14 protein-coding genes are annotated in these 14000 nt (G+C 56.3%); 13 read left to right on the top strand and 1 reads right to left on the bottom strand.

The window, feature by feature from the left end; all coding sequences use genetic code 11:
• Positions 1 to 21 precede the first annotated feature (21 nt).
• From FHX37_RS04035 to FHX37_RS23430, 13 genes are all read left to right on the top strand, one after another.
• A complete protein-coding gene (locus tag FHX37_RS04035) occupies positions 22 to 405 on the top strand; it encodes a TadE/TadG family type IV pilus assembly protein (RefSeq protein ID WP_141922218.1) in 384 nt (127 codons plus the stop codon).
• 66 nt (positions 406 to 471) lie between these two features.
• Positions 472 to 1806: a CpaF family protein gene (locus FHX37_RS04030; protein ID WP_141922217.1), complete on the top strand. Its 1335-nt coding sequence runs from the start codon at positions 472 to 474 to the stop codon at positions 1804 to 1806.
• A 51-nt stretch (positions 1807 to 1857) separates the two neighbouring features.
• The gene (locus tag FHX37_RS04025) at positions 1858 to 2787 is read left to right on the top strand and encodes a type II secretion system F family protein (RefSeq protein ID WP_246062059.1); all 930 of its coding nucleotides are present in this window, start codon (positions 1858 to 1860) and stop codon (positions 2785 to 2787) included.
• Positions 2788 to 2811: 24 nt separating this feature from the next.
• Positions 2812 to 3729, top strand: coding sequence for a type II secretion system F family protein (locus tag FHX37_RS04020; protein WP_141922216.1), 918 nt, complete (start codon positions 2812 to 2814; stop codon positions 3727 to 3729).
• A 424-nt stretch (positions 3730 to 4153) separates the two neighbouring features.
• Positions 4154 to 5032, top strand: a complete 879-nt coding sequence (locus FHX37_RS04015; RefSeq protein ID WP_246062058.1) for a sensor histidine kinase — start codon at positions 4154 to 4156, stop codon at positions 5030 to 5032.
• Positions 5029 to 5685 carry a response regulator gene (locus tag FHX37_RS04010; protein ID WP_141922214.1) on the top strand — a complete coding sequence of 219 codons (657 nt, stop codon included), beginning with the start codon at positions 5029 to 5031 and terminating at the stop codon, positions 5683 to 5685. The genes FHX37_RS04015 and FHX37_RS04010 overlap by 4 nt, the downstream gene beginning before the upstream one ends.
• A gap of 206 nt (positions 5686 to 5891) precedes the next feature.
• Positions 5892 to 6125 carry a hypothetical protein gene (locus FHX37_RS04005; protein ID WP_141922213.1) on the top strand — a complete coding sequence of 78 codons (234 nt, stop codon included), beginning with the start codon at positions 5892 to 5894 and terminating at the stop codon, positions 6123 to 6125.
• 42 nt (positions 6126 to 6167) lie between these two features.
• Positions 6168 to 7262, top strand: a complete 1095-nt coding sequence (locus tag FHX37_RS04000) for a pilus assembly protein TadG-related protein (RefSeq protein WP_141922212.1) — start codon at positions 6168 to 6170, stop codon at positions 7260 to 7262.
• A 31-nt stretch (positions 7263 to 7293) separates the two neighbouring features.
• On the top strand, positions 7294 to 8352 hold the full coding sequence (locus FHX37_RS03995) for an OmpA family protein (protein ID WP_246062057.1): 1059 nt from the start codon (positions 7294 to 7296) through the stop codon (positions 8350 to 8352).
• The gene (locus FHX37_RS03990; RefSeq protein WP_141922211.1) at positions 8349 to 8915 is read left to right on the top strand and encodes a hypothetical protein; all 567 of its coding nucleotides are present in this window, start codon (positions 8349 to 8351) and stop codon (positions 8913 to 8915) included. The genes FHX37_RS03995 and FHX37_RS03990 overlap by 4 nt, the downstream gene beginning before the upstream one ends.
• A 100-nt stretch (positions 8916 to 9015) precedes the next feature.
• Complete coding sequence (locus FHX37_RS03985; protein ID WP_246062056.1) at positions 9016 to 10476, top strand: OmpA family protein; 1461 nt, start codon at positions 9016 to 9018, stop codon at positions 10474 to 10476.
• 36 nt (positions 10477 to 10512) lie between these two features.
• Complete coding sequence (locus FHX37_RS03980) at positions 10513 to 11124, top strand: aggregation-promoting factor C-terminal-like domain-containing protein (protein ID WP_141922210.1); 612 nt, start codon at positions 10513 to 10515, stop codon at positions 11122 to 11124.
• Positions 11125 to 11519: 395 nt separating this feature from the next.
• On the top strand, positions 11520 to 13112 hold the full coding sequence (locus FHX37_RS23430) for an OmpA family protein (protein WP_246062055.1): 1593 nt from the start codon (positions 11520 to 11522) through the stop codon (positions 13110 to 13112).
• A gap of 403 nt (positions 13113 to 13515) precedes the next feature.
• Here FHX37_RS23430 and FHX37_RS03970 read toward each other — a convergent pair whose 3' ends face one another.
• Complete coding sequence (locus FHX37_RS03970; RefSeq protein WP_141922209.1) at positions 13516 to 13998, bottom strand: hypothetical protein; 483 nt, start codon at positions 13996 to 13998, stop codon at positions 13516 to 13518.
• Positions 13999 to 14000 lie beyond the last annotated feature (2 nt).

Raw genomic sequence — 14000 nt, 5'->3', positions numbered from 1 at the left:
CCGCCACGGAGGTAACCCCGGATGCCACACTTACGCTCCCTTCGGCCCTCGTCCCGCCGACGCGGCGACCGCGGGGCGCAGATGGTCGAGTTCGCCGCCTACCTGCCGATCGTGCTCCTGGTCGTCGTTCTCGTGATGGAGGCGTTCTTCACGTTCACCGCGATCGAACGGATCGAGTCCGCCGCGCGCGCCGGAGCCCGGGTCGCCGGGGAGGGCGGGTTCGAGCATGCCAGTGCCACCGCGCGCCAGTCCCTGCCGGGCTGGCTGGACGACGCCGTCATCCACTCCGGCAGGGACGGCAACGGCGGGGTGTACACGGAGGTCTCCGTCAACACCCCCTTGATGTGGAAGAACGCTCCGCTCACCATCGAACTCAACCGCCGCGTGGAGATGCCGACCGTCTGAGGTCAGGTACCCGCCTGCCCCCCCACTCCGTGAACCGTCTGGCACCCGCACCGAGCAAAGGACAGTATGGGACTCAAGGACCGCCTCGCTGAGGACCGCCTGGTCGAACAGACCTCGGAACGCGGCAGCATCCAGCACTGGCGGCAGCGGTTGCTCGAGGAGATCAACCTCGACGACCTCGCCATGCTCACCCTGGCCCAGCGCCGGATCCGGTTGGAGAAGGTCGTGGGCCATATCCTCTCCCGCGAAGGGCCGGTGCTCTCCGACCGGGAGCGCAGCGCCATCATCCGGCGGGTGGTGGACGAGGCCCTGGGTCTGGGGGTCCTCGAGCCGCTCCTCAACGACGAGAGCGTCACCGAGATCATGGTCAACGGCCCCGACAGCATCTACATCGAGCGCCGGGGCAAGGTGGAGCGCATCGACACCACGTTCGCCAGCGAGGAGCAGCTCCACCAGACGATCGACCGGATCGTCTCCCAGGTCAACCGGCGGGTGGACGAGTCTAGCCCCATGGTCGACGCCCGTCTTCCCACCGGGGAACGTGTCAACGTCATCATCCCTCCGCTGTCTCTGTCCGGGCCGATCCTGACCATCCGCCGGTTCCCCAAACCGTTCACCATCGACGAGCTCGTGGGGAAAGGCAGTCTGGACGAGGCCACGGGCGTGCTGCTGGCCGCCATGGTGCGCGCCCGTTTCAACATCGTGGTGGACGGCGGCACCGGCACCGGCAAAACCACGTTCCTGAACGCGCTCTCCGGTTTCGTCCCCGGTTTCGAACGCATCGTCACCATCGAGGACTCCGCGGAGCTCCAGCTCCAGCAGGAGCACGTGATCCGGTTGGAGTCCCGCCCGCCCAACATCGAGGGCACGGGCCAGGTCAGTATCCGCGACCTGGTGCGCAACTCGCTGCGGATGCGTCCCGACCGGATCATCGTCGGTGAGGTCCGGGGCGGCGAGACCATGGACATGCTGCAGGCGATGAACACCGGCCACGACGGTTCCCTCGTGACGGTGCACGCCAACTCGGCCGACGACGCCATCTACCGGCTGCAGACCCTGGCCTCCATGAGCGAGGTCAAGATCCCGTTCGAGGCGATCCGCGACCAGATCAACAACGCCATCGAGGTCATCGTCCACCTGGACCGGGCCGCCGACGGTTCCCGCCGGGTCGGTGAGATCGCCGTCGTCGCGTCCAACCGCCGCAACGACTTCCGGATGCAGACCCTCATGGAGTTCGTCAAGGAACCGCTCGGTCCGGACCGCGTCGTACGCGGGGAGTTCCACCATTACCCCCTGCCCCGGCACGTCGCCCAGCGGTTGATCACCAACGGTGAAAGCATCCCGCAGGCGTTCGGCGTGGCCGAGGAGGGCGACCTCTCCAGAACGCGGGGGGTGGACTGACGTCCGACCCTTCCGGTTTCCCCTCTCCCCCAGTCCTCCGCGGAGTTTTCGGTGAACTACCCACTGATCATCATTGGCGCCACGGTCCTCACCTGCGTGGTGGGGATCTGGGCGCTGTTCGACCTGCTCGCCGGCAGGGAACAGAACCGTGCGCTGCGCGCCCGCAGTGCCATGCTCGACGTCGAGTCCCGCGCCAACCACCCGATGGAACGGCTCGACAACCGCCTGCGCCGCACCGAGCTCGGGCACAAGATCTACCTACGTATCGTCCGCTCGGGTGTGAAGGTCCGGGTATCGACGTTCGTTGTTCTGATGGTCGGTGCCGGGATTGCGGCGATCGTGTTCGTGTGGAACTTCCTCGCGCCCGTCTTCGGTATCGCCGCGGCCGTGGGGGTCGGGTTCCTCTTCTTCGCCTACCTGAAGCGCCAGGAGGAGCGCCGCAAGGAAGAGTTCACCCAGCAGCTGCCGGAGCTTGCCCGGGTGCTGTCCAACGCGACCCAGGCGGGGTTGGCCCTGCCCACCGCCGTGGACATGGCAGCCGACGAGCTCAGTGAACCCGCCGGGGGAGAACTCAAACGGATGGCGGAGTCCATGAAGGTCGGCCAGTCGTTCGACTCGTCGGCACGGGAACTCCGCGACCGGATGCCCTCCCGCGAGATCGGTGTTCTGATCTCCACCCTGCTGGTGGCGTCCCGTTCCGGCGGTGCCCTGGTCACGGCCCTGCGCCACATCTCCGAGACGTTGGAGAGCCGCAAGGAGACCCGACGCGAGGTGAAGACCGTACTGAGCGAGACCACCGCGACCGCATGGGCACTGGGTTTCATGAGCGTGGGCTCGCTGTTCCTGGTCAACATGATCCAGCCGGGCGTCATCCGCACCATGACCGAGAGTCTCGGGGGACAGGTAACACTCGCGGTCTCCTGCGGACTCATGATTCTGGGTATCTCCATTGTCCTGCGTATCACGAAGATCAATTACTAGGCCTTGCCGGGAACGGTGACCCCCATGCCAACGATCAGTCTCTCCCCCATGATGATCCTGCTACTCAGTGCATCCGCAGGACTGTTGTGGATCCTCGCGGTATGGGCGGTACACATGTATACCGCCGAGAAGCGAGTCGCGGCAGACGACGAGATCAAATCGAAAAAGAAAAACGAAGAAGACCAGACGTTTATCCTATACCGGATAACGAGCGCCCTGGGGAGACCTTTTCGCAACAGGGCCCTCAATGCCCTCAGCGATGAGCAACAAAAAGCGATACGCCGCAGACTGGAAGCAGCTGGAAACCCCAACGGACTAACGGTAGAACTCTATGTCCAACGAAAAGTCGGAGACATAATCCTCTTCGGATCAACCTCTCTTGTCCTGTTTGCCGGAGGAAGCTTTCTTTGGTCAATAATAACCTTTCTTTTTGTTTTTATGACAGAGTTGGATCTGTACTCCCGAGCTCGCAAACGACAAGACGAGATACAAGAAAAGCTTCCCGATTTTCTTGACGTTCTGGCCGTTACGGTAGGAGCAGGACTATCATTCAGGCAAGCACTGGAACGAGTCACAGACTCTATGCCTAGCGTTCTTTCCGAGGAGTTTCGCGTCGCCCTTCGGCAAATGGATTTGGGGACCAGTCGGCGCCAGGCGTTTCGATCCCTGGCTGAAAGAAACAAGAACGAATCACTCGGAAAGTTCGTCACTGCTATTCAGCAAGCCGAGGAACTGGGGGCGCCGCTAGCCCAGGCACTAAGTGAGATCGGGGATGACATGCGCCGAGATGACGCACAATACATGCGACGCAAGGCACAGAAGCTCAATCCCCGAGTAACCGGAGTTACAGCTGCGACCCTGCTCCCTGGTCTGATTATTCTCATCTGCGGCGCCATGTTCTTTGGAATGGACGTTGATTTTAGCAGCCTCGGAAATCTATAAAACTTATGCTTAATATTTAAAGGGAGGCCAGAAAGCGATAGCCATGTCCACTTCCGCTGCGCAGGCACGACTGAGTTCCAGCGTGCGTTTATTGCTGCAATTGCGTCTCCTTCTTACTGCAATCGCACTGCTTTTTCTCCCCCAAGAGCGCGTGAGCAGTGGAGTCATACTCGTGGCATGCGCTTTCGCGTTACTTACCTGGCTGGCCAACCGGTATTGGGACCGGCTAACCCCTTATCTATTCCGATTTCCGTTCCTTATAGGAGGAGACGCATTTGTCGCCTCCAGCGTCCTAGCGGTTGATGGTCCGTCCGGACCATTCTTTATGGCTACTGTACTTACCACAGGCATCTCTGGCGTACTTTTCCAATGGCGCGGCCTGACAGTAATATCCACATTCCAGATAATATGCTACTACGCCGCTATGCTCTCCTACGCGGGATTGAACGGTTCCATCGCACCTCTTCTGACTTTCCAGGTCTTATTCGTTCAGCCTGCTCTCTATCCCATAGCTGGGTATATGGGGTCGCGACTACGCACGATCTTCTCCGACCTCGCCGCTGAACAAGAAGCCCGGCAACAGGCGGAACGGGACACGGCTGCGGCTGAGGAACGTGCGCGGCTTGCCCGGGATATGCACGACTCGGTCGCGAAGACCCTGCGCGGCACCGCCATGGCTGCCCAGGCACTACCGCTGTGGGTACGGCGCGACCCCGATCGTGCGGACAACGAGGCAGCCCGGATCGCCAAAGCCGCACAGACCGCAGCGGATGAGGCACGCGATCTTATCTCCGACTTGCGAACCAATCGTTCTGAAGACGACTTGGCGACCGAAGTGTCGGAAATCGTCCGTTGCTGGTCCGAGGAGACTGGCGTACCAGCGAATATATCGGTCCCCTCCCCAACTGATACGCAGGTTCGTCTGTTGGTGGTCGCCAAGCAGGAGACCCTGGCCATCCTGAACGAGGCTCTAGCCAACATTGACCGACATGCGGGTGCGGGCTCTATCGACGTGGCATTACGGGCCGGGGAGGATGGCTATGCGGTTTTGCATATCGCTGACAGCGGTGTCGGGTTCGGACCGTTCACCTGGGATTCCACTTCACATTCTATTCGAGACCTCCCCGAACCCACCGGCCACTACGGTCTTCTCGGCATGTGGGAACGTGCCCAGCACGCTGGCGGTTCCCTCCGTATCGAGAGCACACCGGGCGAAGGAACCAGCACCACACTTCGGATGCCCATGGCCGCCTCCATCACGACTTCTGCCACCTCTAACGCTGACACTGTGGAGACCGCATGACACAGAACCGAACACGCGCCCTCGTCGTCGACGACAACCCCGTCGTCCGCGCCGGACTGCTGGCATTGCTGGAGGCATCCGGGACAATCGAGGTGATCGGGGAGGCTGGGGACGGCCGTGAGGCAATCGACCAGGCGCAACGAATACAGCCGGACATTGCCCTGCTCGACGTTCGTATGCCGGTTGTGGACGGGATGACAGCTGTGGAACATCTCGTTCCGATCGCGCCAGTCATGATGCTGACCCACACTGAGGACCCAGAGACGATCCAGACCACACTGCGTCGTGGCGCCTCCGGTTACCTGGTGCACGGTGCGTTCACCGCTGAGGAGCTGGATACCGCTGTTCACAACGTCATCGCGGGCGACCGGAACCCCCTCTCCCCCTCCGCGGTCGGCGCTCTGGTCAACGCGGTACGCGAACCTTCCTCCGCACCTGCTCCTGCGGAGCATCCCCCAGGTTATTTGGGACTGAGCGAACGCGAGGTCGAGATCATGAAGCTCATCAGCAAAGGACTCTCCAACCCGCAGATCGGTGGGCAGCTCTTCCTAGCGGAGAAGACCGTGAAGAACCACGTCAACCGCATCTTCTCCAAACTCGATGTGTCCTCCCGGGCCGCCGCCATCGCCCGCTGGAACGGAACGCACGATTAGCTCTTCCATGCGAAAAACCAGGTCATAAGGGTGGTTAACTGCTCTCCTTGCCTCACTTGAAGAATTTAGGGCCTTCACTAGCTGTGCTTGGGTCTTGGGGCCCTATGGTCTCAGCTTCCTTTCCCCTAGATTAGTGATTGTCGATGAGGCCATCCAGGCGCTAACGCTGAGGGTGGCTTGAAAGATAGAATCAGGAGATCATAACAATGAACACTCTACTTCCGGTCTACCTCCGTGCACAGGTTTTCATTGCTAAGCGTCGCCAGCAGCTGCGCAGCCGTCTTAAAGATGAAGGTGCTGGCATCGTCGAATATGCTGCACTTGTTGTTCTCGCAGGCGCTATAATCGCCACAATCCTTGGAACTGGTCTTATGGGGGACATTGACAGCTATGTCGATGATGCACTAAGCGACCTTCTTGAGATCGAGCCTGGAAATTAAAGCAGGATTTCAAAAGTCTCGAGGAGAGAGGGATAATATGTCATGAATATCCGATCTCCACGGAGACGCACCGAGGAGGAGGGGCAGGCGAGCCTGTTCCTCCTCCTCGGTTTGGCGTTTTCGCTCCTAGCGATCATGGTACTGTTCATTCGTTTAGGCAATGCCAATGACTTGCGTTCCCAGGCACAGACCGCTGCGGATGCTGCTGCGCTAGCAGCAGTCGGCGATATGCAGGACCGTATGGCCGAAATCCTGGCAAACGGTGGCCTCTCCCACTCCCCTCATTGGAACAAGGGAACCGGCGAATCAGCGGCAGAAGAATATGCCAGGGAGAACAAAGGAGTTGTCACTGATGTCCGTGCCAGCGACAACGCTTTCGGGTTCACTGGCAACCACGTACGGGTAACGGTTCGTGGTGCGCAATGCCAGCGTGAACTGGAAGAAGACCGCAGCCGGGATTGGAAAGACACTCCGTGTCAAGGGAACGAAGAAGAAGAGGAGATCGACACCTTTTCCGGAGAAGCCGACGCGATCGCTCGGGTTGAGGGTCCCACTAACTGCTCCATAGCTCCCGGTTGGGATAATATCAGCAAGGTTCAGTGCGACGGTAAAGTTATACATAACGAACGGGACGCCCGCTCGGTCATCAGCGTCCAGCTCGTGGACCAGGAAGGAGAATACCTCTACGACGATTCTCCTGCCAACATCGGAGATGCTCCGAGCGGCCCCATGGGAGACTGTGATGCTCCCGGCCCCGGGATCGGCAAGGTGACTCCCAAGATGTGCGAAGCTCACAAGGCCGTGCTCAAGAAGTTCCCCGAGTACATGGACATCGGGCTCGGATGTTACCGCGACAATGGAGGTGTCCCTGGCGGGGGTGAACACCCCAAAGGACGCGCCTGCGACTATATGACAAATATGAATGGCAGCAAGTCCACTGGAGAGCAAAAAGCACTCGGAGATGCGACTGCTGAATGGATTAAGAAGAATGCGGATGAACTAAACGTCAAATACGTAATCTGGGAACAACATATCTGGAATCCGGACCGTGCCAGCGAAGGGTGGCGCAAACAGGAGGATCGTGGCGGAAACACAAACAATCATTATGATCATGTCCACTTGTCAATAAAGAAATAGTTGAACGCTTTCAGGGCAAAGGATAAATTTGGTGAGAACCAAAATCAAACATGCCAAAAATAGATCGTTTTGTTCATCAAAAATAAAGTTGGCTACTTCTATTGCTTTAGTCCCTTTATTAATTTCTGGTTGCTTCGCCGATAACAACCAAGAAGAAAAAGAAGGGAAAAATAAAAAAGAAGAGAACAGTAAAAACAAAAAATCTGATGATTCTATAGCTGGAACAGACCATACATACCTTACTCAGCATGCACAGCTTGACATAACAAACCTTCATCGAATAGACAAGAAAACGACAATACTAAATTTTGAATTGACAAATAAGTCAAACGAGGAAATGGATATTTATTCTGTCTTTGCAAAAAAGGAAGGGCAAGGAACAGAAGTCGTCACCGGGGTATCTTTGATTGATACCAAAGAAAGAAAGCAGTATTTGCCTTGGCAAAAAGGAAATGAAGACTGTTACTGCTCGAACTTTGAAGAAGAACACGGAGATCGAAGAATCCCTGCCGGGGAGACATGGGATTTTTGGGCTGCATTTCCTTCTCCTCCGCAAGAAAGAGATCAAGTATCGGTAGGAACTCCCATAACTCCCCCGCTACACGAAATACCAATAAAAAAGGATGGAGAAATACCTGAAGAATTTCCAAAAAACAAAAATTTGGAAAATTCGAGAATACTTGACCTTAGAGGAATAGAAGAAAATGAAGAAACTGGAAATTCTAGGGACGAAACTGGTGAAGAGGTAAGCGTCAGGCTTTCCTCTGATGTACTTTTTGATGTAGAGGAGTCCAAACTCACCAGCAAGGCCGACGATAATCTGAAACAAGTAGCTAAGGAGATTGATGAGTCGAATGCTGAAGAAGTAAAGATTGATGGATATACAGACAACACTGGTAATGATTCGATTAACGATCCTCTTTCAAAAGATCGTGCAGAGTCCGTAGAAGAGAAACTAGAAAAACTTGTTACTAGGCCTGGGATTGAATTCGATTCTGAAGGTCATGGTTCCTCTAATCCCGTAGCCGATAATAATACAGAAGAAGGAAGAGAAAAGAATCGTCGAACGACAGTGACCTTCGAGAAATGAGCAAGGGAATGACAAAAATGAACAAAGCAAAAAAATCTTTTATATTCACAACAACAGCTTTATTGTTTTTCGGTATGACAGCATCGAACAGCGCGGTTTCGGACACTAAAGAAGAAGATGTACTGGGATCGGCTCAGCCATCCGGTAACCATGAGGATAGCGATAAGATAAAAGATCTTTATTTGGAAATAAATTCGTTGGATCGCTCTCCTAGTGGTGGGTTAACATCGCTTGCATACACGATAGAAAATAAAGGAAAGTCCGAATCAGAAAGTATGAGGGGAATTCTGAGAAATGCAGATACATATAAATATGGACACGCCAGGGATATGAGGTTGAATGCCCCGACTCTTGTGAACGGTGAGACGAAATACTTAACAATAATGGATTCCGAAGACGATTGTCTCTGCCCAAGAGGGACTGGAGCTAATGACATTCCTGATGAAATACCAGCGGGAGAGTCAGTACCGATTTGGAGCTCCTACTGGGTTCCGGACGACGTCTCCACTGTTACTGTGGAGGTCCCTGGGTTCGATCCTATAAAAGATGTTCCAATAAGTTAGGTCATTCTAATATTTTGCATATATGTTTAAAATAAATCATAAACTCATCGTGTCAGCGTCTATGATTTGCGCTGTTCTCATTTCGGCAAATGCATGTGGTTTGCAGTTCACAGAAGGAAGCAGTGAATCCAAAGACGAAAAAGAAAAAAATAAAGAAAAAGAAGATGCTACTCTTCCAATAAGCACCGAGGCTGTGTATCTCCCCGGGGATACGCAGCTCAAGATCAAGAGCTTGGAACGAACGGATGAGGATACTGCTATCCTCAAGTTCCAGATTACGAACAACTCAGACGAAGAGATTAATATTTACCACTCTCTCAGGGAGGCATTCCCGGACAGCGAAAACGTTTCGGGTTTCTCGTTGATCGACGTCAACGCAAAAGAAGCATACTATCCGATCCGCTCCGAAAAAGAAGAGGAATACGGGGACAAACCCTGCTACTGTTCGGATTTCTACGAGGACGTTGACCTCACCAAGCTCAAACCGGGGGAAACCCGTGACCTGTGGGCTGGTTATCCAGAACCTCCCAAGGAACTCGACACAGTCTCCGTAGCTACCCCAATCACCGCACCCATCCACGACGTCCCGATCACAGACGGGGACAGTGACCCGCCGAAAAAGCTTCCGGACGATCCGGATGAACCCATCATCCGTTCTCTCCACAGCAAACAGGAGAACGAGGAAACCGGCACCACCCGTAACGAGAGCGGCGATGAGATAAACGTCGCCCTCTCCTCGGATGTCCTGTTCGAGGTCGACGAATCCGAACTCACCAGCGAAGCGAACGAGATCCTCGAGGACACAGCCGAAGAGATCGACAACTCCGGAGTTGAGAAGGTCGAAATCGATGGTTATACGGACGACACCGGCAGTGACTCCATCAACGATCCACTGTCTAAGGAACGCGCCAAAGCGGTGGCCGAACGCCTCACCGAATTGATCGACCGGGACGACATCAATTACGACACCCAGGGCCACGGTTCCGACGACCCGGTGGCGGACAACAGCAGCGAGGAAGGACGCGCGAAGAACCGCCGCACCACTGTCTCCTACTCCGCTGACCAATCGAACGACGAGCAGGAGAGCGAAAACGGCTCCAACGACTCTTCTGACCCCGCCGACGATGACACGATTCTGGGCGAAGCCGGACCCGATGACCAAGACGAGGACACCGAGAACCTCGAGGTCGCGGTCAACGCAGTCCAGCGTTCATCTAGTGGCGGACTCACCTCCCTGACCTACACCATCACTAACAACGGCAATGAGGAAGCCGATCCGATCTACCACTTCCTGAAGTCGGGTATTTTCAACTGCGGTCAGGCCTCGGATTCCCGGCTCGACGGGATCCAACTCATCGATGAGAAGACCAACACCAAGTACAAAACACTGACCAAGTCGAACGAGGACTGCCTCGCCCCGAAAGGCAACGGGGACGCTGCCGACATCGCCGCCGGCGAGTCCCGCACGGTCTGGAGCTCCTACTGGACCGAGGACGAGACGTCAAAAGTCACCGTAGACATCCCAGGGTTCGAACCCGTGAAGAACGTTCCCGTCTCCTGAACCACGGATAATCCCCCCGACCGAAGGAGTAGACCGGTGAACATCCGCCGCTTTATCCCGAGACGCAGGCGGCCGAAGTCCGACCGAGGCGCCCCACTCATCGAAACCGCGACGGCGCTGGTCTTCGTTTCGGTTCTGATCGGAACGATCGCCGCCCTCCAGCCGGGCAATGTCCTCCACGACGGCGTCCGGAAAGCCATCTGCCTCGTCGAAGGCCCCGAATGCGACAGCAAGTCCTGGGTGGAGGTAGAAGACACGGATCCGCCCCAGCGGCGGCCCGTCACCTTCGGTGATGTCCCCGAGGGCAGTGTCAAGAACGAGGAGAACAGGAAGCTCGGGAAGGAGATGGCCGCCGAACGGGGCTGGACGGGCAAACAGTGGAAGTGCCTCGACAACCTGTGGCAGCGGGAGAGCGGTTGGGACCACACTGCCATCAACCCCAGCTCCCAGGCTGCCGGAATCCCCCAGCTCCTTCCCAGCGCCGGCCACAATCCGCCTCCCGACTACTACAAGAACCCTGCGACTCAGATCCAGTGGGGGTTGGACTACATCGCCGAACGCCCCAACTACGGGACCCCCTGTAAAGCGTGGGAGTTCTGGCAGAATCCCTCCGGAGGTCCGAGCAACGCCAGTACCCACTGGTACTGAACACAGGCAAGTGAGCTGTTGCCCCTGACCAGATACCGACTCGCCCTTTCCTGGAGAAGAGCCGAGCTGACCGCAAACCTCCATACACGCCACTGACTCCCGGTTCTCACACCGGGATCCTCGTTGTGTTTCCGCACCACGCCTATGTACGGCCAGCGGGTTCCCGTGTGCCGCCCTTGAACTCTCCTTATTCGAAGACAACAACCAGGGAGGTTCGGTTGGCGGTCAAACAGCGGTTGATCCTGTGCCCAACGGCGGCGGTCCGCTTTCCCAGACCGGAACACACCGCCCAGTACGGAAGCGGTATGTTCCTATGTGGCCACTGCGGTTCATTCCGGAAAACGACCGCTGGAGCATACGGAACCACCGATCCTGACACGAGGTAATACCCCCACATGCGAAAACTCGCCGAAACCAGTGGTTTTCCGCTGCTGGCACTTACCGTGGCGCTTGTCACCGGAACCACCGGATGCGCAACCTTCTCCTCTGACTCGGGTTCCGACCAGGAAGAGGGGAAAGACGCGGACGGCTCCTCGGACGGACGGGAGAAACCCGCCTCCAGCATCACCAACCAGCCGCTGACCGAGCATCCGCAAAGCTCGGAAACGGAGCTTTCCCTGTACCGCCTCGGTGAAGAGCACCTGGTGGCGGCGTTCGAGGTGACGAACACGAGTTCGGAGAACATTTCCGTCTGGGGCGATCTCGACTGGGGCTTCAAGGGCGGAGGGGACTTCGTGACGGAGGCGTTCTCCGGGATCGGGTGGATCGACGAGGCCAACCAAGCTCTGCAGATGCCTTACCGGCGGCCCGAAGGCAGATGTCTGTGCACCGAAACCGAAGACTCCCTCGCCCAGCGGATCGGTGCTGGTGACAGCAAGACGTTCGCCGCCGTCATGTCGGCGCCTCCGTCCGATGTGTCGGAGGTTTCCGTGATCACCTCCTCCACGTCGCCTTTCGTCAGTGTTCCCATCAGCGAGGAGAAACCCGACCTCGACAGCCTGGGTCTCCCCCATCCGGATGACGCTTCCCAAGCCAAACCCCAGGCGTGGGAGATGGTCGCCTCCAGCGCCTCCGAGGACGGGAGCGACGAGGTGGTTGAAGACTCCGAAACCACGAACATCAACTTGTCTACGGACGTGTTGTTCGATGTGAACAAGTCGGAGATCACCAGCGAGGCATCCGAGGTTCTGGAGCGCAGCGCCAAGCAGGTCGAGGAGTCCAGCGTTTCCCAGGTCCGTATCGAGGGCCACACGGATGACACGGGCAGCGACGAGATCAACGAACCGCTGTCGGAGGAGCGGGCGGAATCGGTCCGGGATGAGCTGGAGGAGCTCGTCGACCGGGACGTCTCCTACGAGACCGAAGGGTTCGGGTCTCGCGAACCGCTCTATGACGGGACGAGTGAGAAGGCCAGGGAACGCAACCGGCGCGTCTCTGTGATCATCCCGAAGGACGAGGAAGGCACGGCCCCGAAGGAGCGGCCCGACGATTCCTCCACCGCGGGAGGATCGAGCGACAACAGTTCTGGTGGGGAACAGCCCGCGGGACGTCCCGCTACGGAAGCCTCCAGCCATCTGGCGCAGGAAGTCATTGACGACCAGGTCGACTACGATCTTCAAATGACCGGTTTGCACCGCGTCAACAGTAACGGCGCTCTACTCACCTACACGATCACCAACAACAGTGAGAAGGACAAGAGCCCGTGGGGAGCCCTGAGATCCGAGAAGTTCTCCGAAACATGGGGAATGCCCGTGGATGGTGTGAAGATTGTCGATCCCGTGACCGACCGTCGTTACCGCACCGCCTACGTACTGGGTCCGGATAAGGGAACGAGGAACTGTCCCTGCAGCCAGACCAACTCGATCAGCAGTATCGATGTCGGGGCCAGCAAGGAGTTCTACAACTTCATCTTCCTTCCGGAGGACGTGTCCGTGGTGAACATCAAGGCAGGGCTCTTCCCCGTGATGGAGAACCTCACCGTCGAGTAGCGACGTTCTTCTTCTATGAGGGCCACTCCCACAGCCAATGCAAGTCGGGTGAGGGTGGTGAAGCACCTGACCACATACGGGTGGCGATACCTGTACCTGCTACATCTTCCCCGACATTCCACTGACTGATCTCCAAGAACGTCCAAGGGAACCAGATACCCACTGAGCGCTGCGATCCGCTCAGCGTACTTCAACATGCCCGATCGCTTTGGTGCACGAACCGCTTCTCCTGCCTTGGGAACTACCAGGCGTCTGCCATGACGCGATCCGACGTGTGTTCCTCCCACCTGAAGACCGGGCAGAACCGCCTAACTGAGTAGTTGTTGAGGGTCGATCTTTCTTGGCCTTGGACAGTGCGACGCTACACGGTTTTACCCTGGACTACAAATCAGATCGAGAAATATCAAAAGTTTTTTCTTTCCCGTTCTGCGAGCCGCTTACTTCTCGCACTCAAAGCAAAAAGCATCATAAATTCTAGAAACTCCTCAAAAGAGGAGTACAATTTTTCCTCTCTCTCTGTATCTTCACCAAACCTATAAACTGCGCCATCTTCTTTGAAGAACCATACTATATATCCTTGATGTTCAGAAAAAAAGAATTTTTCACGAACACTGAAATCACATTCAAAAGTTAGCTCATGTGCAGTTTCCGAAGAATTTATACACGCCAAATAGGAAATATCTATAGGAAAATCGACCGGTCCAGAAAACTCCATTCTTGATTTTAGAAAATAAATATAAGAATAAGGAGGATGTATTTCACCTTTCCTGAAAGGCAGATTATTTATATCATCCGTCGAATAATCCAAATGCTTGTTCGATGGATGATAAATCAAACTCATCGATTTCATTTTTTCTATCAGAAAATCAATATTTTCTTCTGTCATAT

This window comes from Haloactinospora alba (assembly GCF_006717075.1).
In the GTDB taxonomy this organism is placed as follows: Bacteria; Actinomycetota; Actinomycetes; order Streptosporangiales; family Streptosporangiaceae; genus Haloactinospora; species Haloactinospora alba.
The sequence above is the reverse complement of the archived record's forward strand: the minus strand, read 5'-3'. Positions and strand labels throughout refer to the sequence as shown.